Origin of the sequence: Photobacterium iliopiscarium (assembly GCF_003026395.1) — a bacterium.
Lineage (GTDB): Bacteria > Pseudomonadota > Gammaproteobacteria > Enterobacterales > Vibrionaceae > Photobacterium > Photobacterium iliopiscarium.
In genome coordinates this window covers 263368-286641 of the sequence record NZ_PYOO01000002.1, presented here as the reverse complement: position 1 = coordinate 286641, position 23274 = coordinate 263368, and the positions used below count along the sequence as shown (strand labels likewise).

The window sequence follows — 23274 nt, the reverse complement described above, 5'->3', positions numbered from 1 at the left end:
TTTATTATAGTAAGCTTAATTTAACGTAATTGGTATTATCCTTTGGGTATACGTAATCGTTACTTGGCAGATAATGATTGTCCAATAAAAACGTTATTCAAGTGTATATTAATGGGGGGCTTAAATGGTAGCTGAGTATCAATTTATTCTTGATTACTGGTTTGGTGAGCTAAACGGTGAAGTGACCCGTAATAATAAACATGCACTATGGTTTTTAGGTGGAGCTGAGGTTGATGCTGACATTATCTCTCAGTTTCAATCGTGGGTAAGCATGGCAGGTAATGGTGAACTTAATCATTGGAGTGATACTGCTCAGGGTCGCTTGGCATTAATTATTTTATTAGATCAATTTCCACGTAATATTTATCGCGGATTAAATGCGGCTTTTCGTTATGATTTATTAGCGTTGGCAATTTGTAAGCGAGGTTTAGCCCTTAATCAAGATGCTGAACTTACATCAATTGAACGTGTATTTTTTTATTTACCATTAGAGCATTCAGAAGATTTAGAAGATCAAGAAGAAAGTGTGTTTCGATTTGATTTATTGCGTAAAAATGTACAGCTTGAGAATATCGCGATATTTAATAGTTTTTATGACTTTGCTAATAGTCATTTGCAAGTAATTAAACAATTTGGGCGCTTCCCGCATCGAAATGCAGTAAAAGGACGGTTATCTACCAAAAAAGAACTGACATGGTTACATGATGGTGGATTACGATTTGGGCAATAATAATTAGATTTTATTGCATTAAAAAAGCCTTCACGAATGAAGGCTTTTTGTTATGTCGCTACTTCTATCAGTTACGAGTGAAATAAGTCACTAGTGCTATAAGTAGCTATTACAATAAAGAGTAATTACATACGCTCTAGAGTTTCAATACCTAGTAGATCTAAGCCTTTCTTAAGCGTGTTAGCCGTTAGTAGAGCTAACTTCAAGCGGCTTTGCTTAACAGCTTCTTCCGCATTAAGAATTGGGCATGCTTCGTAGAAGCTAGAGAACAGACCTGCAAGTTCAAACAGGTAAGTACACATTAGGTGAGGCTGGCCTTCACGAGCAACAGACTGCACTGCTTCTTCAAATTGAAGTAACTTAGATAATAGCGCTTGTTCTTTTTCGTCATTGATAACGATAGGGAATGTTAGATCTTTTAGTTCAACATTCGCACGTTTGAAGATAGACGCAATACGAGTGTAAGCATACTGCATGTAAGGTGCTGTATTACCTTCAAATGCTAGCATGTTGTCCCAATCGAAGATGTAGTCTGTAGTACGGTGCTTAGAAAGATCAGAGTACTTAACCGCAGCCATTGCAACTGTTGTTGCAATTTTTGCTTTTTCTTCAGCACTTAATTCTGGGTTTTTCTCTTCGATTAGCTTGTTTGCACGCTCTTCTGCTTCATCAAGAAGATCAGCTAGACGTACAGTACCACCAGCACGAGTCTTAAATGGACGACCGTCTTTACCTAGCATCATACCAAATGCGTGGTGCTCTAAAGATACTTCTTCAGGTACATAACCTGCTTTACGTACGATAGACCAAGCCATCATTAGGTGTTGGTGCTGACGTGAGTCGATAAAGTAAAGTACGCGATCCGCATGAAGTTGCTCGTAACGGTATTTAGCACAAGCAATATCTGTTGTAGTGTATAGGTAGCCACCATCACGTTTTTGGATGATAACGCCCATAGGGTCGCCATCTTTGTTCTTGTATTCGTCAAGGAAAACAACTGTTGCGCCATCACTTTCTACTGCTAGACCTTTTTGTTTAAGATCAGCAACAACAGGTGCAAGCATGTCGTTGTACATTGATTCGCCCATTACGTTAGCATCTGTTAGAGATACACTTAGACGATCGTAGTTACGTTGGTTTTGCTTTAGTGTGATAGCAACAAGTTGACGCCATTTATTAAGGCAGTATTCGTCGCCACTTTGTAGACGAACAACGAAGTTACGTGCAGTTACGCCAAACTCTTCGTCTTCATCGTAAAGCACTTTTGATTCACGGTAGAAGCCTTCAAGATCGCTGATGTTCATTGAAACATCGCTACCTTCTTTTTCTTTACGTTCCATATTAGCGATAAGCATACCAAATTGGGTACCCCAGTCGCCAAGGTGGTTAGCACGAATAACATTGTGACCTAAAAACTCTAGAGTACGTACAACAGCATCACCGATGATAGTTGAACGTAAGTGACCTACGTGCATTTCTTTTGCTACGTTAGGCGCTGAGTAGTCAACAACAATTGTTTGTGCTTCATCTGCGTTAACCGCTAGACGCTCACTGGCTAGTGCTTCTTCACCACGAGCGGCTAACCATGCTTTATCAAGGAAGATGTTGATAAAACCAGGGCCTGCAATTTCAACTTTTTCAGCAATACCGTCTAATTCTAGGCAGTCGATAACTTTTTGAGCAAATTCACGTGGATTCATGCCCAATTTTTTAGCTACGCCCATTACACCATTTGCTTGGTAATCACCAAATTGTGCTTTTGCTGACTGACGAACTGCTGCAGGACTACCAGCAGGTGCGCCTGCAGCTTCTAATGCTTGTGCTACTTTATTATTAATGAGTGCTTGAATATTCACTTGCTGTTCCTTTAATCGTTTGTAACGCCAATCATATATATATGGCAAAAACGTCTGCATATAGCAAGATATGCCGTTAAAAATACTCACGGAGCTAAAGTGTTTTTTGGTTAACTAAAAAAGTGACCAAAGCTACGTGAGTATTTTTTGATGGTAGGGTTAATTTAGTATCAACACCAATATCTTGATAAGCAGCGTGCGTTACCCTAATAATACCCACATAGTTAGGTACTTTGGCAACTGGAAAAAGAGATTGCAGGCATTTTTTTTTAAAGTTTTTAAAATAGGTTAAAATAAAGCCAAAATTCAGCCCTGATAAGGGCTACCTCATGCTGGTTTAGTTATTGATAATGCGGAAAGTGTGAGTAATTATGCCGTTGTTTATTAAATGTTACGTGGTTGGAGGTGCGAAATGCAAAATCTGAAACAATTAGGTTTACACCCAGAGCAAATGTTAGCGGATTTGCCTGCTTTTATGAATCGCATTATTTGTTTAGCTGATGAGCTCGGTATATCACTCTCATCGTGTACAGCAGATCATATTGCATTGCGGGTTAATTCGCAGGATATTGCACTAGAGCTTCATCAAGCATGGTTAGCGTATGGAACTGAATGGTCACAAGCGATCATTAATGGGCGTCCGATAGTGGTGATTGGCTTTGATAAACCGCTGCAAGTGGGAGAGTGGATGATTGAGGCGTTAGAGCTACCGTATCCAAATGGTAAGACTTACCCACAGCAAGGGTGGGAGCATGTCGAGTTTGTTATTCCTGGTAATGCGATGTCACTGGAACAATTAGAACAGTCAATTAGTTCAACATTTCCAGCGTTACATTGGCAGCAGTTGGCTGATAAGGGAATTAAAGTTAAAGCGAGTTCTCCTGCTGGTGAGCATGAACGCTTACCCAATCCAACCTATGCATTTAAAAAAGACAATATATGCATAAAATTACATTCACATTCTTTAGCGGCAGTGATTACAAGCGAAAAAGAGTGAGTATGTGTTTTTTTACTGCAAGTTAAGCGAAAAAATGCCACGGCTAAATTAAGCTGTGGCATATATTAATCAGTTATTGTTTTTAAAGAATTACAGTGCGATTGCCGTGAACAAATACGCGATCATCAACCACTAAACCAAGTGCTTTGCTCAATACTGATTTTTCAACATCGCGCCCTGATTTTGCCATTTCTTCAGCACTGAACGTATGATCAACGGGAATTACGTTTTGAGTAATGATTTGGCCTTCATCAAGATCGTTGGTAACAAAGTGAGCCGTTGCTCCAATAATTTTCACCCCACGATCAAACGCTTGTTGGTAAGGTTTAGCCCCAATGAATGCAGGTAGAAAGCTGTGATGAATATTAATAATCTTATGCGGAAATTGCGCGACAAAGTTTGGCGTGAGGATACGCATATATTTTGCGAGTACAACATAGTTAGGTGAATACTGCTGTATCGCGGCGAGTAATTGCGTTTCATGTTGTTCGCGTGTGAGCCCTTCATGACAAACATGATGAAATGGTACATCAAATTTTTCGGTTAAATTTTGAAGTTTATCGTAGTTACCAACCACCGCTGCAATCTCTATATCTAGCGAGCCGTCAAAGGTTTTAACCAAAATATCACCTAAGCAATGGGCTTCTTTGGTTACCATAATGACGACTTTTTTACGCTCAGAGCTAATTAATCGACGCTTGCTTCCCGCAGGTAATGCGCGGTCTAGATCAGCCAGTAACGTTTCATCATTAAAATAGCCTTCTAATTCTGTTCGCATGAAAAAATGGTTTTTAGCGTTATCAACGTACTCTTTGTTATTAATAATGTTGAGTTGATGTTTATGACAGATATTGGTGATTTTGGAGATAAGCCCCAGATTATCAGGGCATTCCGTTAATAATGTTTTCTTTTCCATGTCTATTCCTGATGACAGCAACGCTATGCGCCGTCTAAAAATCATAATTTATCACTATGACGCTTATACTGTGTTGGGGTCAAATAGTTTATTGATGGTGTTGTTTCAGTCGTGCGAAATAGCCTCGGACATGGCTGGTCGTCGAGTAATAAAATTGGCATAATAGATTTATTGATACTGTATAAATAACCAATAGTGCGAAGTGAATGATAGCTAAATTTTTTGCCGCTGATGGTGCGTTAGATAAAGCCATTCCCGGATTTCAAGCTCGACAACCTCAAATTGATATGGCAAAAGCGGTGGCTGATGCAATTAAAAAACAATCACAGTTGGTGGTTGAGGCGGGTACAGGTACAGGTAAAACCTTTGCTTATCTCGTGCCTGCATTAGTTAGCGGTAAAAAAACCATCATTAGTACTGGTTCGAAAAATCTACAAGAGCAATTGTTTCACCGAGATTTACCCTTAATGGCAAACGCTTTAGGGTTTACGGGGCGGGTGGCATTATTGAAAGGGCGTTCAAACTATTTATGTATTGACCGCCTCAGCCGCCAGATCACTGAAAGCCATGGCGATCACTCAGATCCTGTTATGCTGAGTCTATTGATTAAAACCCGCCAATGGTCATCTTCATCAAAAACGGGTGATTTGGGTGAATGTGAAGATGTTGCCGAAGATAGCCCAGTGATCCCAATGATTACTTCAACTAATGATAATTGCTTAGGGCGAGAATGCCCGTCTTATGATGATTGCTTTGTAGTAAAAGCGCGCCGTAAAGCGATGGAAGCGGATATTGTGGTGGTAAATCACCATTTATTTCTGGCTGATTTAGCGATGAAGGATAATGGTTTTGGTGAATTGATCCCCGAAGCAGAAGTGTTTATTTTTGATGAAGCACACCAGATGCCCGATATTGCCAGTCAATATTTTGGTCAGAATTTGTCGAGTCGTCAGTTAATTGAACTTGCAAAAGATATTGAAATTGGTTATCGCACTGAAGCGAAAGATATGCGCCAATTGCAAAAAGCAGCGGCACGTTTACAACAAGCAGCGTTTGAAATGCGGATTATTTTAGGCGATCCTGGGTTTCGAGGTAATTGGCGTGAAGCGTCACAAACACCAGCGGTAAAACGTGAATTAGTACGTCTTAACGATGCCCTTGATTTAATCTATGATGTACTCAAATTAGCGTTAGGGCGGAGCCAATTATTAGACGCAGCCTTTGAACGAGCAACGTTGTTAAAAGCGCGTTTAAAACGGGTCGTTGATACCAGTATTATTGGTTATTCATATTGGTATGAGTGCACACCGCGTCAGTTTAGTTTGAATATAACGCCACTATCCGTTGCTGATAAATTCAGTGAACGAATGAAAGAGCAAAAAGGGGCGTGGATTTTTACTTCAGCAACACTGGCTGTTGATGATGATTTTAGCCATTTTTGTCATCGTCTTGGTTTACAACCCAAGCAACAATTTTCATTAGAGAGCCCCTTTGATTACGCCACCCAAGCCTTGTTGTGTGTGCCTCGTCATTTACCTGAGCCTAATAGCTATGGGTTAGCCGATAAATTAATCGAGCTGTTGGCTCCTGTGATTGAAGCTAATGCAGGACGTTGTTTCTTCCTGTGTACTTCTCACCAAATGGTACGTGATCTTGCCGAAGGCTTTCGTGCTCGACTTGATTTACCCGTATTAGCGCAAGGTGAAACCAGTAAACAAAAGCTGTTAGCGGAATACCTTGAACGAGGTAATGCATTATTAGTCGCGACAGGGGCATTTTGGGAGGGCATTGATGTTAGAGGCCAAGCCCTTAGCTGTGTTATCATAGATAAATTACCATTTACAGCACCTGATGATCCGTTATTAAAAGCACGTATTGAAGACTGTCGCCTACGCGGTGGTGATCCTTTTGCCGAGGTACAAGTACCTGATGCTGTGATCACCTTAAAGCAAGGTGTTGGTCGTTTGATTCGTGATACTCAAGATAAAGGGGTGTTAGTGATCTGCGATAATCGTTTGGTCACTCGTGCTTATGGCGCTGTATTTTTGAGAAGTTTACCGCCAATTCCGCGCACGCGAAGTGTTGCAGGGGTTAGCGAATTTTTGTCGAATTTAACGGATGCAAATGTATCTGTTAGTGACGATACCCAACATTCAGAGGCTTGAATGAGCACCAAAATTCTGGCAGTAGATACTGCAACTGAAAACTGTTCTGTCGCGCTTATGATTGGCGATGATGTTATTTCTCGTTGTGAATATGCTCCTCGTGAGCACACCACGAAAATTTTACCTATGATTGATGCTGTGTTAGTTGATGCTGGAATCAAACTAAAACAGCTTGATGCATTAGCATACGGCCGTGGTCCTGGTAGCTTTACCGGTGTTCGTATTGGTATCGGTATTGCGCAAGGGTTAGCCTTTGGTGCTAACTTACCTATGATTGGCGTATCGACGTTGGCTGCAATGGCACAAGGTTCGTTCCGTTTACATCAAGCTGATCATGTATTGACGGCTATTGATGCGCGTATGGGTGAGCTTTACTGGGGACAATACCAGCGTAAAACGGATGGTGATTGGCTATTATTAGGCAATGAGCAAGTGGTTGCCCCTGATGTTTTATTAGCGAACGTACAAGCTGACACCAATACATGGTTAACTGCGGGTACGGGTTGGGAAGCGTATCCTGAGCTATTAACGCAATTACCCTTTAATGCACAACTAGGCAGTGTACTGTACCCAGATTCACAAGATATGGTGCATTTAGCTAAATATGCTTTTGCTCGTGGTGAAATCGTAACCGCAGAAGCTGCAAGCCCGGTTTATTTACGTGATACCGTGACGTGGAAAAAATTGCCAGGTCGCGAGTAATTTTAAGTGACATCAGCATTGTTATCACTGATGACGCTGCGTGAATAAAAGACGAAGAGTGACAGTATATCTGATCACTCTTCGTGTTTTTTATTGTCGTCTCTCATTCATCATGACTGTCTTTTTTGCTCTGGTAACTACAATTCTATAGTACCGAAGAGTAATTATTCGTGTTCCTGTACCATTATCAGCGCCAGCTGTTACCGCATTTGTTTCCTCTCTCGTTATTTTCATGCTTGTATTTTTAATGACATAAGATCACGTACTATTCCTGTAGAGATAGGAATTAAGTAGTGAGATATGTTATTTTTTGTCGAGTTATTAAACAAATGTATGGAGGTTTTAGATGTTTGGTAAGCTATTTCTTGGGGTGATATTAGTGTTTATGGTAGGCTGCGCGAGCTTACCTGCAACGTTAGTAACGAAATCGAAAGATCCTATTACTGATTTAACGGTTATTCTGCAACACCCTCAGGTGAATGAAGGTAAAGATGTTCGTCTTGGTGGTGTTATTGCTTCTATTCGTAATGAACAGCAGCAAACACGGATTGAAATGGTTGCGATGCCATTAACTGCTGATGGTCGCCCAATATTACATGCACAATCTCAAGGACGTTTTATTGCCTATGTTCATGGTTTTTTAGAGCCGATTGAATATGCCAAAGGCCGTCTATTAACTGTTGCTGGTCAATTTTCTGGTGATGAGCAGGGAAAAATAGGGCAATACCCATATACTTTTCCTGTGGTGCAAGTATCCGGTGAGCAGTTATGGCAAGTAGAGCAGCAGGTACAATTGAATGACCCATTTTGGACGCGTCAACCTTGTCATTCCTTTCATTGTGATCGATGGGGTAATGATTTAATGATGTCTAATTTTGGGGTTAACGGCCGAATTGTTGAGCGAGTAGTACAATAACCGTTATGAAAGAGATAACGCTGACGTTAGCGGAGTATAACCTTGCTGCTTGTAGCAGTATTGATGTCACCACTGCAATGAGTAGCTCAAGACCTTTATTGGTGCTATTACATGGTTGGCAAGATAATGCTGCGACGTTTGCATCATTATGGCCGTTGTTAACGACTGATTATGATGTTATTGCACTTGATTGGCCTGGACATGGCAAATCTGATTATAAAAGTGCTGATAATTATTACCATTTTGTTGATTATATTGATGATTTACATCAAGTGATTACACAGCTTAAACCAGCAAAAGTACATCTTATCGGTCATTCGCTTGGCGCTATTGTCGCGGGGTGTTATGCCGCAATATTTCCTGAATATATCGATAAAATTGTATTAATTGAAGGATTGTCACCGTTAACTGAACCTCCTCAAATGGCAGCAGAACGACTACGAAAGGGCATAATAAGTCGACAGCGTTATCGTCGACAACAACAACGATTACAACAGCGTTCAATGGCAACATTTGAAGAAGCATTAATGCTTCGTGCGAACGTAAATCGATTGCCTGCATCGTTACTTAATGCTGTTGTCAAGAGAGCGACAATTGAACGTGATGGGCGCTGGTATTGGCGTCATGATCCTCGTCTTCGTTGTGATTCTTTATATCGAATGGCACAACAACATGCACAGGCTTTGTTAAGTAGTATTCAAGTTCCCGTATTATCTATTATCGGAGAAGATGGCTACGCGACATTACGCCAAAGTGATGTTAATGGATGGGGTATTAACGATTTTACGCAAGTAATGGTGTTAGGGGGACATCATTGTCATTTACAAAGTTCGAATGATGTTTATCGTCATATTCGAGCATTTATCCCCATTCAATTAGATTAATTACGATGTTTTGTCCTTGGTATCAACATTGATAACCATAAGCTAATATTCATAATTTAATCCAAAATTAAATATGCGGTAGTGTTGTTGTAACTAATTATTTTATTTATAGCATTATCGTTTTGTTAAGTTGATAGGCGCGCACCGCAGTCTAATTATAAGGAGAGTGCACGTGGATAAGGTTTGGCTTAGCCGCTATCCGGAAGATGTACCGGCAGAAATTAACCCTGATGAATATTCATCTTTGGTCGACATGTTTGAGCAATCTGTACGTAAATACGCAGATCAAACGGCATTTATCAACATGGGGCAGGTCATGACCTTCCGTAAGTTGGAAGAGCGTAGCCGTGCATTTTCTGCATACTTACAAAATGAGCTTAAACTGCAAAAAGGTGACCGTGTTGCCGTTATGATGCCGAATTTATTGCAATATCCAATTGCATTGTTTGGTATTTTGCGTGCAGGTTGTGTGGTAGTGAATGTTAATCCACTTTACACACCGCGAGAATTAGAACATCAACTTAACGATTCAGGCGCGAAAGCGATTGTTATTGTGTCTAATTTCGCACATACACTTGAAGCTGTGGCTAAAAAAACCTGTGTGAAACATGTTATTTTGACCAGTCTTGGCGATCAATTATCACGTCCGAAGGGAACATTAGTTAACTTCGTAGTGAAATACATTAAAAAAATGGTACCGTCATACCATTTGCCCCATGCAACCTCGATGCGTATTGCTTTGCGCAAAGGGCGTAGAATGCAATATGTTAAGCCATTTATTACTGGCGATGACATGGCGTTTTTACAATACACGGGCGGTACAACGGGCGTTGCTAAAGGTGCGATTCTGACTCACCATAATATGGTGTCTAACGTTATGCAGGCGAAAGGGGCTTATGGTCCTGTGCTAACGGAAGGGCGTGAGTTAATTGTGACTGCACTGCCGCTGTATCATGTGTTCGCACTAACCGTTAACTGTTTATTATTGTTGGAAATGGGGGGGCAAAATCTATTGATTACTAACCCGCGTGATATTCCAACATTTATTAAAGAATTACAACGTTATCAGTTTTCAGCGATTACGGGTGTAAATACATTATTTAATGCGTTAGTAAATAATAAAGACTTCCATAAATTAGATTTTAGTAATCTTCACCTTTCTGTGGGTGGCGGCATGGCCGTTCAACGCGCTGTGGCTGAGAAGTGGCAAAAAATTACCGGTAATTATTTACTTGAAGGTTATGGTTTAACCGAATGCTCACCGTTAGTTGCTGCTTACCCGTATAACTTAACCTACTATAATGGATCTATTGGCTTACCTGTTCCATCAACTGATGTGCGTATGGTTGATGATGAAGGCAATGTGGTTGGCATCGATCAAGTGGGTGAATTACAAGTACGTGGTCCTCAGGTAATGAAAGGCTATTGGCAGCATCCAGAAGCCACCAAAGAAGTATTAACCGAAGATGGTTGGCTTTCAACGGGTGATATCGTCAAATTTGATGATGAAGGTTTCTTGCATATTGTTGATCGTAAAAAAGACATGATTTTAGTGTCTGGCTTTAACGTTTATCCAAATGAAATTGAAGATGTTGTGGCATTGCACGATAAGGTACTTGAAGTTGCTGCAATTGGTCAGGCGCATGAAGTATCAGGTGAAGTGGTTAAACTTTGTGTGGTTAAACGTGATAATAGTTTAACGCGCGAAGAATTAATTGCGCATTGTCGACAACATCTAACAGGCTATAAAATCCCTAAAATCATTGAATTTATGGATGAATTGCCAAAGACTAACGTTGGTAAAATTCTACGTCGTGTCTTACGTGAAGAATCGGATAAAAAAGCGCAACAAGCCACAAAATAATATCTTTACTGACATAATATAATGTTGGTTTGATAAAATAGTAGCAACTGATTGTGCTAGCACGTATCTAATGCCGGCTTTTATGCCGGCATTTTACTATAAAATATTTAATAGGCTCTAAAACGGGTCGTTCTGTCATCAAAAGGTACATTGTGAATTTCGAGATTGTTACAACAACCGAGCAACTTCGCCTACGGTGTGAGTCAGCACGTCAGCATACTGCTGTTATGCTTGATACTGAATTTGTACGTACGCGAACGCTTTACCCTCGTTTAGGGCTTATTCAAATGTTTGACGGTGAATATCTATCACTGATCGATCCGCTTAATGTTGAAGATATGGAGCCGTTGTGGGCATTACTACGTGATCAATCGGTCATTAAAGTGCTTCATGCTTGCGGTGAAGATCTTGAAGTCTTTCAGCATCATGCTGGCTGTTTACCTGTGCCTATGCTTGATACTCAAATTATGGCTGCATTTCTAGGCCATGGTATTTCAACGGGCTTTGGTGCATTAGTTAAAGAGTATGTTGGTGTAGAGCTTGATAAAGGCGAGGCACGAACTAACTGGTTAGCGCGTCCATTGACGGATAAACAACTCGATTATGCTGCGGCAGATGTGCATTATCTTAAACCCTTATATGAAACGTTATTAGCGAAAGTTGAAGCGGCAGGGTATATGGAAGCGTTACAGCAAGAATGTAATGCGATCATGTTACGTCGAACACGAGTGCTTGATCCTAATAAAGCGTATCTTGATATTAAGAATGCTTGGCAGTTAACACCAAAACAGCTAGCGATATTGCAGCAATTGGCTGCTTGGCGTGTGCGCGAAGCGAGAAAGCGTGATATTGCCCTTAACTTTATTGTTAAAGAATTACATTTGTGGAAACTTGCGCATTTAGAAATTAAATCTCGTTCAGTGATGGAAAAGGAAGGCTTTGAGCCAATGGAGATTCAGCGTCACTGTAACCGTTTATTGAAAATGGTGCATGATTGTGATGCGATTGATTCTAAAAATTATCCGCAAAAAATCGAACGTTTGGTTGATTTTCCGGGCTATAAGCAGATGGTCAAGCGTTTAAAAGATGTGGTGACTGACGTTGAAAAAACAACAGGATTAGCACCTGAGTTTTTAGCGTCTAAAAAGCAGATCCATCAATTGTTATCATGGGCGTGGAAACATCAACGCGCTGATGAAAAGCGTCCTGAAATGCTTAAAAACTGGCGTCAGAGCTTATTTGAAACACGAGTGTTATCAATACTTGATGAAAAATAAGTATTAGGTTAGATAAGAAAATCCCCGCTAAGTGTTCCTTAACGGGGATTTTTTATTTTTCTTCGTCAGGTAATGTGACGTTAAGTTCTAGTACCGATAATTCATCACCGTTATGGTCTAGATTTACCGAAACATGTTCAGGATTAATTTGAACATATTTACTAATAACCGCTAAAATATCGCGCTTTAATTGAGGTAAGTAGGCTGGAGATTTTTGTCCAGCACTACGTCTTTCAGCAACAATGATTTGTAACCGTTCTTTTGCTACATTTGCAGTTTTCGCTCTTTTAGGGCGAAAAAACTCGAGCAGTGCCATAGTCAATTAGCCTCCAAATAGACGTTTTAGGAAGCCTTTCTTTTCTTCTTCTAAGAAACGGAAAGGACGATCTTCACCAAGTAGACGTGCAACTGTGTCTTCATAGGCTAGTCCTGCATCTGAACCTTTATCAAAGATAACGGGTTCACCTTTATTGGATGCATTCAATACTGCTTGGCTTTCTGGAATAACACCAAGTAGTGGAATGTGAAGAATTTCTTCAACATCTTGTACACTTAGCATTTCACCTTGATTAACGCGCGCAGGATTGTAACGTGTAAGTAAAAGGTGTTGTTTAACGGGCTCACGACCTTTTTCTGCACGACGAGACTTTGAATCTAGAATACCTAGAATACGGTCTGAGTCACGCACTGAAGAAACTTCAGGGTTCGTGGTTACGATGGCTTCATCAGCAAAATACAGCGCCATTAGGGCACCTGTTTCAATACCTGCGGGTGAGTCACAGATAATAAAATCGAATCCCATTTTTGCTAGTTCTTTAAATACTTTTTCGACACCGTTACGAGACAACGCGTCTTTATCGCGTGTTTGTGAGGCGGGCAATACAAAAAGATTATCAACACGCTTATCTTTTATTAGCGCTTGACTTAGGTTTGCTTCGCCATTAATAACATTAACGAAATCATAAACGACACGGCGTTCACAACCCATAATGAGATCGAGATTACGCAGGCCGATATCAAAATCGATAACTGCTGTTTTTTTACCGCTCAGTGCTAGACCAGATGCAAGAGCAGCACTTGATGTTGTTTTACCAACGCCGCCTTTACCTGAGGTAACAACGATAATTCGTGCCATTTACTCAATTCCTTCTTAAAACTTTTATAAAGCTAGGTGTTCTATATTGAGATTATTGTCTTCAAGAGATATGACAACACCTTTGCCCCAAAACTCTTCCTGAATGTTATCACTCAGCCAGTAGTTTCCCGCAACAGAAATTAGTTCAGATTGTAAGTTTTGACAGAAAATTGTCGCACTTTGCTCACCACTTGCACCCGCAATAGCGCGACCACGTAGCGTGCCATAAATATGGATACAACCATCGGAAAGAATTTCCGCACCAGCACTAACATTACTGAGAATAACGAGATCACGATTACGAGCATAAATTTGTTGTCCGGAACGAACCGGAGTACGAATAATTAACGTTGGTTCTTTATCTGTACTTGTTGGGGTATCTAATGTTTCAGCTAAAAATTCAGATGGCTCGTCTTTAACCGGTCTTGCCGCATTCATAATAGCAAAACCAGCTGCTTTTGCTTGTGTTTGCTGTGTTTTATTTTTACAACCACCAATACCGACAGGAATCATCCCTGCGTCGATAACACCTGCTTTTAGTTGTTCGAAATCAATATTAGTATCAACTTGTGATATATCAATAACAACGGGTGCAGAAGCGAAAAAATTTGGTGCAAGTTCAACTTTGTCTTTTAGCTGATTAGTTACTTTACTAATGTCATTATCAACTAAATGAAGAGCAGAGAGCGTGAACGAGCTCCCTTTTAGTTCTGCTATCTTGGTCATAGGTATATTATGGCTAAGATTTTAAATTAACCATTTAGTTCATTATCACAAAGGTACTAGCATGGTATATTTACTCGCGGTTAGGGGCAAGCTATCCTTGCGCTGACGTTGGTTTTTCAGACAAACTTCTCACACTATTTACTTAAAACTGAGTCAATAGTGAATGATTGCTTGTAATCTTGCTCTGAAATGTATGGCGCATAAATGAAATAGGCTAATTATATGTTGTGTTCAATCTACAAAAGTTTAAAAAAAGACAATACTTATCTCTACATTAATAAAAAAGATGATTTTGCGGACGTACCCGCACTATTAATGTCGACCTTTGGTAAACCTCAATTTGTAATGGTAATTAAACTAGAGGGTAGAACATTAGCGCTGGCAGATGTTGAAAAAGTAAAAGAAGCGTTACGTACTGTAGGCTTTTATTTGCAAGTACCACCGCCAGTGACTAATTTATTAGAACAATATAAGGCTGATAAAGCCGCTAAATAATAAAATAAGGCTATTATGTATAAGCGTTTGATATCAATTTTTGTTGCCATCGGGGTCGGAATGTCTTCTTCTGCATTTGCCAGTGAAGAAGGATTTGATGCCTATGTAGATAAGTTAAAAGTAGAAGCGCGTGAAAAGGGTATTTCAGAACCGATAATCGGTGCCGCATTTAAAGGTATTAAATATACAGCGCATGCTGTTAAAGCTGATAATAATCAACCTGAAAAAAAACTGTCATTAGAGCAATATATTACTCGTGCAGTGCCTGATTGGAAAGTAAAGCAAGCGAATCGTCTTTATCAACAAAATAAAGAGGCACTAGAACGTATTGGTAAACAATATGGTGTACAACCACGGTTTATTGTTGCTTTATGGGGTGTAGAAAGTAATTTTGGTAAGATTCAAGGTAATTACAATGTTGTCGAAGCATTAGCAACATTAGCTTATGATGGTCGTCGTGAAGCACTATTTCGTAAGCAAGTAATGGCTGCATTAGAAATATTACAAGATGGTCATATTACTATTGATGATATGAAAGGTTCTTGGGCTGGAGCGATGGGGCAGTGCCAATTTATGCCAACCTCTTACCTTACTTATGCTGTTGATGGTAATGGTGACGGTAAAGCGGATATTTGGAACACTAAAGCAGATGTATTTGCCTCGGCGGCTAATTATCTAAAGCTCTCTGGGTGGAATAATGAGTACACTTGGGGACGTCCTGTTCAGTTATCAAAAGAATTAGCAGATACTTTTGAAGGTACGGAAACTGAAAAAGGGAAAACATTAGCGCAATGGCAGCAATTAGGTGTAATGAGTAATAATAAAGGCACATTACCTAATACTGATATTCAAGCGTGGCTAATTCAACCTGATGGTGGAAATGGTAAGTCATATCTAATATATGAAAACTATCGAACATTACTAAAGTGGAATCGCTCACATTATTTTGCTTTGGCTGTTAGTGCATTAGCTGATCGTATTCAATAAAGTAATTATTATTAGACCAATATACAAGTTTAAGTAATAGGAAAAGTTAGGCAGCAGTGTCTAGCTTTTTTTATTTGTTGTTATTTTTGATACTAATATTATTTTATTCTTAGTAAGAATATTTATGAGTAAAATAGTAATCATATGGTTGATCGTAGATATAAAAAAAGCCTAAATAGTTTAGGCTTTTTTATTTATATTTTTATATTAGATTTCGAATTCTTCAAGAGCTTGACCGTCATCTAATGCTTTTTTTAGTGCGCTAGGCGTACGGCCTTGGCCTGTCCATGTTTTTTCATCGCCATTTTCATCGATGAATTTATATTTAGCTGGACGAGAAGCACGTTTTGTTTTTGGTGCTTTAGCTAAACTTGCTAGTAATTCTTCTGGATCAATACCGTCAGCTAGTAGCATTTCACGATATTGAGCAAGTTTTTCATTACGCTCATTTTCTTTTGCTTGTTCTTCTGCTTCTGCATCAGAACGTTCAGTAACAACTGTTGTTAGTTTATCTAACGCTTCTTCAAGTTGCTCTAGTGTATATTCGCGCGAAAGTGCGCGTAGGCTTCGAAGGTTTAAAAGCGCTTTCATTGCATCAGACATTTTATATTTCCTGTTATTTTTAATTTAACTGTAAATAATAATAGCAGCATTAAAACATTTTTTGCAATAGTAATACTTTTATACATTATGTGTAAAACATTTTAATCATTTCTTTATTTAAAAAATAGTTATGTTTGGTCTATGAGTCTATTTATAAAATATTTCTTCATTCAAGTATAAATACGAGCTAAATAGTTTTAGTTATTGTTACTACGCTTTATATGTTAAATGATAATAAAATTCGAAATGTTATACCACTTCGTTATTGTTGAGCATTTATAGTTGTGACTAATCTATTCGTGATATCTATTGTTAATAATTGCGCAGTGTGGTGTTGCAAACTTAAATCATTTACGTAAAATGATTGATTGCATCCTTAATGATAAGGAGTAGAGGTGCATTGTTTATCAGTAACTAATATGAGAGTGATACCGATGACTATTAGTGAAAGGAACCAATGCCGAAGTAAGAAATGTATATCAAATATTCTTACTGGGATTACATTGAATAAGTGTAATACTGCCATAGTCGATAAAATATAACTATGGAGCGCTACTGTAGAGGCTGGAAAGGCTAACCTTCTTTCTACCTCAAATTAATATGCCATCATGGTTATATCAAACAGTAGCTCTCTCACTAGAATTGGTTATCGTAGAGATTATAAACTTTGATAGATTATTCCCATTCTTTAATATCCATTATTCCGCCATTAGTTGCACTTGGTTTGGCGATTTTAACCCGCAGAGTTTTATTGTCCTTAGGTACAGGTGTTGTGCTAGGGGCATTATTTCTTAATGATTTTTCTTTTATAAATACGGGCTCTTATCTTGTAACATCCATTAAAGGATTATTTATTGCTGATGGTGGTATTAATTCTTGGAATATGAGCATTGTATTGTTTTTACTCTTACTAGGAATGACCACCGCGTTATTGACATTATCGGGTGGAACTCGAGCATTTGCAGAATGGGCACAAACGAAAATTAAAACCAAACGTGGGGCAAAACTGTTAGCTGCTTTTTTAGGGGTATTCATTTTTGTCGACGATTATTTTAATAGCCTTGCTGTTGGTTCTATTGCCCGTCCTGTGACTGATCGTTTTCAAGTTTCGCGTTCAAAGCTTGCTTATATTCTTGATTCTACAGCGGCTCCTATGTGTGTATTAATGCCGGCATCTAGTTGGGGGGCATATATTATTACCCTGATTGGCGGCATATTAGTAACACATGGCGTGACGGACTATACGCCATTAAGTGCCTTTATGACGTTAGCACCAATGAATTTTTATGCTATTTTCGCGTTAGCAATGGTGTTTGTGGTGTCGTGGTTTCAATGGGATATTGGCCCGATGAGGAAACATGAAATTGCTGCAAGTCATGGTCGAGGTACTGATATTGGTGGTGATGTTGATGATCAGGCGAAAGATTTAACCGAAGAACTTGATATTAAAGAGAGCTTACAAGGGCGTGTTGGCGATTTAGTGTGGCCAATTATTATTCTTATTGTTGCAACGTTCTTTTTTATGGTGTTTACCGGTTATCAAGTACTTATCACGGAAGGTAAGCCATTTTCATTATTAGGTGCTTTTGAAAATACTAATGTTGGTCATGCATTATGTCTTGGTGGTAGTTTTGGTTTAATTGCCGCTATTATTCCTGTTATTCGCCAACGTATACCTTATAAAGAGCTTGGTAGTACTTTATGGATTGGTGCAAAATCAATGTTCGGTGCCATTTTAATTTTATTATTTGCATGGAGTATTGGTAGTGTTATTGGTGATATGAAAACGGGGCAATATTTATCAACGCTTGTTCAAGGTAATATTAATCCAGCACTACTGCCTATGATCCTGTTTTTATTATCAGGTATTATGGCTTTTTCAACCGGAACCTCATGGGGCACCTTTGGTATAATGTTACCTATTGCTGGCGATCTTGCTGGAGCGACTGAAATTAGTCTAATGCTGCCAATGTTAGCGAGTGTATTAGCGGGTTCTGTTTTTGGCGATCATTGTTCTCCAATTTCTGATACCACTATATTGTCATCGACTGGTGCTCGTTGCCATCATATTGATCATGTCGCGACTCAATTACCTTATGCATTATCTGTGGCTATTATTTCTGCTCTTGGATTTTTAACCTTAGGGATTACTGATTCACTAGCATTAGCCTTTTTAGTGGCAACAGTTGCATTTATATTAATGTGTTTCTTTTTATCTTGGTTGTCTAGTCGGCCGATAAAAGGTGTTGCACTTCGGTAAGAGTAAACGTTATTAAAATAACCCAATGGGTGTAAATTGAACCAGTTGATGATGATCAGCTGGTTTTTTTACTGTAACAATAACAGTTGTTGATGTAGGTGCTTTTCATTAGCGATAATTTTATGTAGCATCTGCGCGATTTTTAAATGTAATTAGTATGACTAGGAAAGCTAATGGCCCAAATGTATTTCTATTACTCAGCAATGAACGCTGGGAAATCGACCACATTATTACAATCATCTTTTAACTACCGTGAGCGCGGTATGACGCCAATTATTTTTACGGCGGCGATTGATGATCGTTTTGGTAAAGGTAAAGTTAGCTCTCGCATTGGTTTGCAGGAAGATGCAGAATTATTTAATTCGAAGGATGATTTGTATCAGATATTAATCAATTTTTCTAACGCAGGTAAAATTGACTGTGTGCTGATTGATGAATGCCAGTTTTTAACCAAAGAGCAAGTTTATCAATTGACTGAAGTGGTCGATAAATTAGATATTCCAGTGTTATGTTATGGATTGCGCACTGACTTTCTTGGTGAATTATTTGAAGGTAGCCGTTATTTATTATCTTGGGCTGATAAATTAGTTGAGTTAAAAACGATTTGTCATTGTGGCCGTAAAGCGAATATGGTAATTCGTCAAGATGCTGCGGGTAATGCGATTGCTGGTGGTAATCAAGTTGAAATCGGTGGTAATGATCTTTATGTATCAATGTGCCGTGCGCATTATAAAGAAGCATTAGGGCTTTAATACGCATTTAAATGAATAAAAAAGGAAGCATGGCTTCCTTTTTTTATGAGTAATGAAAAATCATGCCGTATATTAATAGCGATTGATCATTATTGTTGATGGCGTTGTTTAAGCTTATTAATAACATCTTCAAGGGCGAGATTCTGATCTTGCAATAGAACTAATAAGTGATAAATAAGATCGGCTGATTCACAAACTAATTCTGCTTTATCACCCGATGTTGCCGCAAGCGCGACCTCAACCCCTTCCTCGCCAACTTTCTGCGATATACGCTTGGTGCCACGAGCATAAAGGCTAGCGGTGTAAGAGGAATCAGGATCAGCACCTTTCCGATCAGCTAAAATTTGCTCAAGTTGATGCAGGAACACCAAAGCAGGTTGAGCATCAGTCGTGTCATCATTACCAAAACAGCTAGTGGTGTTTAAGTGACAAGTAGGACCCATCGGATCGACTTGGACTAACAATGTATCTTGATCGCAATCGAGCTTAATACTTTTTAGGTGTAAGACGTTGCCTGATGTTTCACCTTTGGTCCATAAACGGTTTTTAGTGCGAGACCAAAAAGTCACTTGTTCTGTGGCTAAAGTTTTAGCCAGTGCTTCATCATTCATGTAGCCCAGCATTAATACTTGGCCACTGTTATTATCTTGAATAATAGCAGGGATCAATCCGGCTACTTTTTCCCAATCAATAGATGTTGTTAAACTCATAGTCGAATCTCCAGCTGTTGTTGTTTTAGGTAGTGCTTTAACTCATCGATATTAATGATTTGTTTATGGAAGATTGATGCTGCCAGTGCACCATCAACATTGGCAAGTTGAAAGGCATCACGAAAGTGTGACATTTCACCTGCGCCACCAGAAGCAATTAAAGGCACGTTACAGATACTGCGTACCATATTGAGTTGATCTAAGTCGTAACCGTTACGCACGCCGTCTTGGTTCATCATATTTAATACGATTTCACCCGCACCAAGCCGTTGGACTTCTTGTACCCAATCACGTGTTTGCCATTGAGTCGCTTGCGTGCGCTGTTCATCACCCGTAAATTGATACACCTGATATTGACCAGTTTCAGCGTCAAAGTAAGAATCGATACCGACAACGATACATTGCACCCCAAATTTATCAGCAAGCTCAGAAATTAAAGTGGGGTTTGCAAGTGCAGGGGAGTTAATCGAGATTTTATCGGCACCAAATTGAAGGATACGGCTTGCATCGACCGTTGATTTAATACCTCCAGCAACACAAAATGGAATATCAATCACTTCTGCAACGCGAGATACCCAGCTTTTATCAACGACTCGGCCATCGCTTGAGGCGGTAATATCATAGAAAACCAGTTCATCTGCACCTTCTTCAGCGTAACGTTTTGCCAGTGGTACGATGTCGCCAATGATTTCGTGATTACGAAATTGGACGCCTTTTACAACCTGACCATCACGGACATCTAAACAAGGAATAATACGTTTAGCTAACATGTGTTCTCCTTAGCTATTCCAGCACGTAAACGCTTGTTCAGCGGTAAACTTACCGTCTAATAATGCGCGACCCACAATGACGCCAGCCACGCCTGAACCTTTGAGTGCGGCAATATCATCAAGTGAGCCAATGCCGCCCGATGATTGAAATTGGACTTGTGGATATTGACGGCATAAATCAACATACAATTCGACGTTTGAACCTGTGAGTGTGCCATCGCGTGAAATATCAGTACACAATACGTGTTTTAATCCTACTTTTAGAAAGTCTTCAAGTAGCGTTTCAATGGTGACACCTGAGTCTTCTTGCCAGCCTGATACCGCAACAATACGGTTGCCGTTGTTATCAATATTAATATCAAGGGCTAATACAATATGCTCTGCACCGTATTTTTTGATCCAACCTTTAACCCTTTCTGGTTGCTTAACGGCGGTTGAGCCAATAACCACCCGTTGCGCACCCGCATGGAGTAAATCACTGACATCTTGTTCGCAGCGTACTCCGCCTCCAATTTGAACATTGGCTGGTGTACTCGCAAGCAATTGACTAATGAGTGTCAATTGGCGTGCTTGAGTGTTTTTAGCGCCAGTTAAATCAACCAAGTGCAGCCAGTTAGCACCTGCTTGGTGGTAGAGCGCAAATTGCTCTGTCGGGTTGACGTTATATTCGGTGACCTGTCCGTAGTCGCCTTGAAATAGACGTACAACTTGCCCCTCAATTAAATCTAATGCGGGAATAATCATTACATGTCCTTTTGTTATGGTTGCAGCTGATTGGTTATAGTTCTAAGAAATTCTTTATCAGTTGCGCACCGGCTTTGCTTGAGCGTTCTGGGTGAAACTGCACCCCATAATAATTGCCATTTTGTACCGCAGCGGTAAATGGCTGACCATATTCTGTGGTCGCAATGGTTGCACCACTTTGGTTATCTCGATGATCAAACACGGGCATGGCATAGCTATGAACGAAATAAAAATAGCTTCCCGCTGGAATATCTTTAAATAGCGGGTGATTATCTTCTGGAGTAATGGTATTCCAACCCATATGCGGCAGTGGTAACCCCTCAGCTTGGATTTTCTCAACTGACGCATCACACAACGCTAAACAGGGAATAATGTCGTTGCCATTTTGACCGTGTTCTTGTGACTCTTTGCCAAGTAACTGCATCCCTAAACAGATACCTAATAACGGTTTGGTCACTTGTTTGACCAAGCTCACTAAATCACGTTGCTCAAGATTATGCATTGCTTCGCTGGCTGTACCCACACCGGGTAAAAACAACTTATCCGCGGCTAATACCACTTGCGGGTCTTTACTTATTTGTACCTGATAGCCTAAGCGCTCAATGGCAAATCTAACCGAAGAGACATTGGCGCATCCAGTATCAATAATCACCACCCGTTGCTTGGTGTTAGTGATGGTGTTGGCGATGGATGGTGCTGTCATTACAACACTCCTTTGCTACTTGGAAGTTCATTACCTTCCACTTTTATCGCTTGGCGCAGAGTACGTCCAAAGGCTTTAAATAAACTTTCAACAATGTGGTGATCATTATTGCCTGTTGACGATAAGTGCAACGTACAGGCTAGGGTATCGGTTAATGAACGAAAGAAGTGTGGCACCATTTCCGTAGAAAGGTCACCGACACGATCGCGGCTAAATGTGGCATCAAATTTAAGATAAGGACGACCAGACAAATCTAACGCACATTGTGCCAAACATTCGTCCATCGGTAAGCTAAACCCAAACCGGCCAATCCCTCGCTTATCTTCAAGCGCTTGACGTAGTGCTTCACCTAAGGCGAGGGCAGCATCTTCAACACTGTGATGATCATCAATGTGTAAGTCACCATCAACCGTTAATGTCATTTGAAAACCACCGTGAGTGGCAATTTGATCAAGCATGTGATCAAAGAATCCTAATCCGGTTGAAATCGTATTACCTCCCGTTTGATCTAAATTCACTTTGACACGAATATTGGTTTCTTTGGTGGTACGTACCACTTCTGCGATCCGTGGTTGGGTGGTGAGATCTGTCACGATCTGTTGCCAGTGCATGGTTTGAGGATGGTATTGAATACCACGGATCGCCATATTTTCAGCTAATTGAAGATCTGTTTGACGATCACCAATCACTGCCGAGTTAGCAAAATCAACCCGACCTTGTTGTAAGTAGTCTTTAACTAGCCCCAACTTTGGCTTACGGCAACTGCATTGCTGGTGGTCAAAGTGGGGGCAGATCAAGACGTCACTAAAGTGAACCCCTTGTGAGCTGAAAATATCCATCATCATCGAATGAGGGGCATCAAAATCAGCTTGGGGGTAACTATGAGTACCGAGGCCGTCTTGGTTGGTGACCATCACTAAGGTATAACCTGCATTTTGAAGTGCAAGTAATGCCGGAATCACATTCGGTTCAAATTGTAGTTTGTCTAATCGATCAACTTGAAAGTCGACGGGGGGCTCAACAATTAAGGTGCCATCACGGTCGATAAATAGAATTTTCTCTTTGCTCACAATCAATGTCCT

At 39.9% G+C, this 23274-nt stretch carries 23 protein-coding genes and 1 riboswitch; of the genes, 12 read left to right on the top strand and 11 right to left on the bottom strand.

The window, feature by feature from the left end; all coding sequences use genetic code 11:
• Positions 1 to 124: 124 nt before the first annotated feature.
• Positions 125 to 730, top strand: coding sequence for a DUF924 family protein (locus tag C9J51_RS04635; protein WP_045037265.1), 606 nt, complete (start codon positions 125 to 127; stop codon positions 728 to 730).
• 125 nt (positions 731 to 855) lie between these two features.
• On the opposite strand, the gene argS is transcribed toward C9J51_RS04635, so the two are convergent.
• Entirely contained in the window at positions 856 to 2586 is a 1731-nt protein-coding gene (gene argS / locus C9J51_RS04630) for an arginine--tRNA ligase (protein ID WP_045037266.1), read from the bottom strand.
• A gap of 412 nt (positions 2587 to 2998) precedes the next feature.
• Here argS and C9J51_RS04625 point away from each other — a divergent pair, with 412 nt between their 5' ends.
• Positions 2999 to 3583 (top strand): VOC family protein, encoded by a 585-nt coding sequence (locus C9J51_RS04625; protein WP_045039287.1) that lies wholly within the window; start codon positions 2999 to 3001, stop codon positions 3581 to 3583.
• Between the two features lie 82 nt (positions 3584 to 3665).
• Here the strand turns inward: C9J51_RS04625 and purU are convergent, their stop codons facing one another.
• A complete protein-coding gene (purU, locus tag C9J51_RS04620) occupies positions 3666 to 4499 on the bottom strand; it encodes a formyltetrahydrofolate deformylase (RefSeq protein ID WP_045037268.1) in 834 nt (277 codons plus the stop codon).
• Positions 4500 to 4705: 206 nt separating this feature from the next.
• Here purU and C9J51_RS04615 point away from each other — a divergent pair, with 206 nt between their 5' ends.
• The 6 genes from C9J51_RS04615 to rnd all read left to right on the top strand — a co-directional run bounded on the left by C9J51_RS04615 (position 4706) and on the right by rnd (position 12307).
• Complete coding sequence (locus C9J51_RS04615) at positions 4706 to 6664, top strand: ATP-dependent DNA helicase (protein ID WP_045039288.1); 1959 nt, start codon at positions 4706 to 4708, stop codon at positions 6662 to 6664.
• Complete coding sequence (gene tsaB / locus C9J51_RS04610) at positions 6665 to 7366, top strand: tRNA (adenosine(37)-N6)-threonylcarbamoyltransferase complex dimerization subunit type 1 TsaB (protein WP_045039289.1); 702 nt, start codon at positions 6665 to 6667, stop codon at positions 7364 to 7366.
• A 346-nt stretch (positions 7367 to 7712) separates the two neighbouring features.
• Positions 7713 to 8282: a Slp family lipoprotein gene (locus tag C9J51_RS04605; protein WP_045037271.1), complete on the top strand. Its 570-nt coding sequence runs from the start codon at positions 7713 to 7715 to the stop codon at positions 8280 to 8282.
• A gap of 5 nt (positions 8283 to 8287) precedes the next feature.
• The gene (locus C9J51_RS04600; protein WP_045039290.1) at positions 8288 to 9166 is read left to right on the top strand and encodes an alpha/beta fold hydrolase; all 879 of its coding nucleotides are present in this window, start codon (positions 8288 to 8290) and stop codon (positions 9164 to 9166) included.
• A 172-nt stretch (positions 9167 to 9338) separates the two neighbouring features.
• On the top strand, positions 9339 to 11030 hold the full coding sequence (fadD, locus tag C9J51_RS04595) for a long-chain-fatty-acid--CoA ligase FadD (protein WP_045037273.1): 1692 nt from the start codon (positions 9339 to 9341) through the stop codon (positions 11028 to 11030).
• Positions 11031 to 11182: 152 nt separating this feature from the next.
• Positions 11183 to 12307 (top strand): ribonuclease D, encoded by a 1125-nt coding sequence (rnd, locus tag C9J51_RS04590; protein ID WP_045039291.1) that lies wholly within the window; start codon positions 11183 to 11185, stop codon positions 12305 to 12307.
• 52 nt (positions 12308 to 12359) lie between these two features.
• Here the strand turns inward: rnd and minE are convergent, their stop codons facing one another.
• From minE to minC, 3 genes are read right to left on the bottom strand one after another with little or no spacing between them, the layout of a single operon-like run.
• The gene (minE, locus tag C9J51_RS04585; protein WP_045026762.1) at positions 12360 to 12623 is read right to left on the bottom strand and encodes a cell division topological specificity factor MinE; all 264 of its coding nucleotides are present in this window, start codon (positions 12621 to 12623) and stop codon (positions 12360 to 12362) included.
• A 6-nt stretch (positions 12624 to 12629) separates the two neighbouring features.
• A complete protein-coding gene (gene minD / locus C9J51_RS04580) occupies positions 12630 to 13442 on the bottom strand; it encodes a septum site-determining protein MinD (protein WP_045037275.1) in 813 nt (270 codons plus the stop codon).
• 24 nt (positions 13443 to 13466) lie between these two features.
• Complete coding sequence (gene minC, locus C9J51_RS04575; protein ID WP_045039292.1) at positions 13467 to 14168, bottom strand: septum site-determining protein MinC; 702 nt, start codon at positions 14166 to 14168, stop codon at positions 13467 to 13469.
• 222 nt (positions 14169 to 14390) lie between these two features.
• On the opposite strand from minC, the gene C9J51_RS04570 reads away from it, so the two are divergent.
• Complete coding sequence (locus C9J51_RS04570; protein WP_107180457.1) at positions 14391 to 14663, top strand: YcgL domain-containing protein; 273 nt, start codon at positions 14391 to 14393, stop codon at positions 14661 to 14663.
• 15 nt (positions 14664 to 14678) lie between these two features.
• On the top strand, positions 14679 to 15650 hold the full coding sequence (locus tag C9J51_RS04565) for a lytic murein transglycosylase (protein ID WP_045037277.1): 972 nt from the start codon (positions 14679 to 14681) through the stop codon (positions 15648 to 15650).
• Between the two features lie 207 nt (positions 15651 to 15857).
• On the opposite strand, the gene C9J51_RS04560 is transcribed toward C9J51_RS04565, so the two are convergent.
• Positions 15858 to 16253 (bottom strand): H-NS family histone-like protein, encoded by a 396-nt coding sequence (locus C9J51_RS04560; protein WP_045037278.1) that lies wholly within the window; start codon positions 16251 to 16253, stop codon positions 15858 to 15860.
• A 382-nt stretch (positions 16254 to 16635) separates the two neighbouring features.
• Positions 16636 to 16816: riboswitch (Lysine riboswitch) on the top strand.
• 104 nt (positions 16817 to 16920) lie between these two features.
• Here C9J51_RS04560 and C9J51_RS04555 point away from each other — a divergent pair.
• Both C9J51_RS04555 and C9J51_RS04550 read left to right on the top strand, forming a co-directional pair.
• Positions 16921 to 18513 (top strand): Na+/H+ antiporter NhaC family protein, encoded by a 1593-nt coding sequence (locus tag C9J51_RS04555; RefSeq protein ID WP_045037279.1) that lies wholly within the window; start codon positions 16921 to 16923, stop codon positions 18511 to 18513.
• A 173-nt stretch (positions 18514 to 18686) separates the two neighbouring features.
• Positions 18687 to 19265, top strand: coding sequence for a thymidine kinase (locus C9J51_RS04550; RefSeq protein ID WP_045037280.1), 579 nt, complete (start codon positions 18687 to 18689; stop codon positions 19263 to 19265).
• A gap of 89 nt (positions 19266 to 19354) precedes the next feature.
• Here C9J51_RS04550 and hisIE read toward each other — a convergent pair whose 3' ends face one another.
• From hisIE to hisB, 5 genes are read right to left on the bottom strand one after another with little or no spacing between them, the layout of a single operon-like run.
• Entirely contained in the window at positions 19355 to 19975 is a 621-nt protein-coding gene (hisIE, locus tag C9J51_RS04545; RefSeq protein ID WP_045039293.1) for a bifunctional phosphoribosyl-AMP cyclohydrolase/phosphoribosyl-ATP diphosphatase HisIE, read from the bottom strand.
• Positions 19972 to 20745, bottom strand: a complete 774-nt coding sequence (gene hisF, locus C9J51_RS04540) for an imidazole glycerol phosphate synthase subunit HisF (RefSeq protein WP_045039294.1) — start codon at positions 20743 to 20745, stop codon at positions 19972 to 19974. The genes hisIE and hisF overlap by 4 nt, the downstream gene beginning before the upstream one ends.
• 9 nt (positions 20746 to 20754) lie before the next feature.
• Complete coding sequence (gene hisA, locus C9J51_RS04535; protein WP_045039295.1) at positions 20755 to 21489, bottom strand: 1-(5-phosphoribosyl)-5-[(5-phosphoribosylamino)methylideneamino]imidazole-4-carboxamide isomerase; 735 nt, start codon at positions 21487 to 21489, stop codon at positions 20755 to 20757.
• 34 nt (positions 21490 to 21523) lie between these two features.
• Positions 21524 to 22192, bottom strand: a complete 669-nt coding sequence (hisH, locus tag C9J51_RS04530) for an imidazole glycerol phosphate synthase subunit HisH (protein WP_045039296.1) — start codon at positions 22190 to 22192, stop codon at positions 21524 to 21526.
• Positions 22192 to 23262 (bottom strand): bifunctional histidinol-phosphatase/imidazoleglycerol-phosphate dehydratase HisB, encoded by a 1071-nt coding sequence (gene hisB / locus C9J51_RS04525; protein WP_082301431.1) that lies wholly within the window; start codon positions 23260 to 23262, stop codon positions 22192 to 22194. The genes hisH and hisB overlap by 1 nt, the downstream gene beginning before the upstream one ends.
• Between the last annotated feature and the right edge of the window lie 12 nt (positions 23263 to 23274).

Bases quoted from the DNA above. Each gene is read 5' to 3' on its own strand.
- C9J51_RS04560 (WP_045037278.1), bottom strand. From the start codon at position 16,253: ATGTCTGATGCAATGAAAGCGCTTTTAAACCTTCGAAGCCTACGCGCA.
- C9J51_RS04600 (WP_045039290.1), top strand. From the start codon at position 8,288: ATGAAAGAGATAACGCTGACGTTAGCGGAGTATAACCTTGCTGCTTGT.
- tsaB (WP_045039289.1), top strand. From the start codon at position 6,665: ATGAGCACCAAAATTCTGGCAGTAGATACTGCAACTGAAAACTGTTCT.
- C9J51_RS04605 (WP_045037271.1), top strand. From the start codon at position 7,713: ATGTTTGGTAAGCTATTTCTTGGGGTGATATTAGTGTTTATGGTAGGC.
- purU (WP_045037268.1), bottom strand. From the start codon at position 4,499: ATGGAAAAGAAAACATTATTAACGGAATGCCCTGATAATCTGGGGCTT.
- C9J51_RS04550 (WP_045037280.1), top strand. From the start codon at position 18,687: ATGGCCCAAATGTATTTCTATTACTCAGCAATGAACGCTGGGAAATCG.
- C9J51_RS04570 (WP_107180457.1), top strand. From the start codon at position 14,391: ATGTTGTGTTCAATCTACAAAAGTTTAAAAAAAGACAATACTTATCTC.
- C9J51_RS04625 (WP_045039287.1), top strand. From the start codon at position 2,999: ATGCAAAATCTGAAACAATTAGGTTTACACCCAGAGCAAATGTTAGCG.
- hisIE (WP_045039293.1), bottom strand. From the start codon at position 19,975: ATGAGTTTAACAACATCTATTGATTGGGAAAAAGTAGCCGGATTGATC.
- minE (WP_045026762.1), bottom strand. From the start codon at position 12,623: ATGGCACTGCTCGAGTTTTTTCGCCCTAAAAGAGCGAAAACTGCAAAT.
- hisA (WP_045039295.1), bottom strand. From the start codon at position 21,489: ATGATTATTCCCGCATTAGATTTAATTGAGGGGCAAGTTGTACGTCTA.
- minC (WP_045039292.1), bottom strand. From the start codon at position 14,168: ATGACCAAGATAGCAGAACTAAAAGGGAGCTCGTTCACGCTCTCTGCT.
- C9J51_RS04565 (WP_045037277.1), top strand. From the start codon at position 14,679: ATGTATAAGCGTTTGATATCAATTTTTGTTGCCATCGGGGTCGGAATG.
- hisF (WP_045039294.1), bottom strand. From the start codon at position 20,745: ATGTTAGCTAAACGTATTATTCCTTGTTTAGATGTCCGTGATGGTCAG.
- minD (WP_045037275.1), bottom strand. From the start codon at position 13,442: ATGGCACGAATTATCGTTGTTACCTCAGGTAAAGGCGGCGTTGGTAAA.
- hisH (WP_045039296.1), bottom strand. From the start codon at position 22,192: ATGACAGCACCATCCATCGCCAACACCATCACTAACACCAAGCAACGG.
- C9J51_RS04615 (WP_045039288.1), top strand. From the start codon at position 4,706: ATGATAGCTAAATTTTTTGCCGCTGATGGTGCGTTAGATAAAGCCATT.
- C9J51_RS04635 (WP_045037265.1), top strand. From the start codon at position 125: ATGGTAGCTGAGTATCAATTTATTCTTGATTACTGGTTTGGTGAGCTA.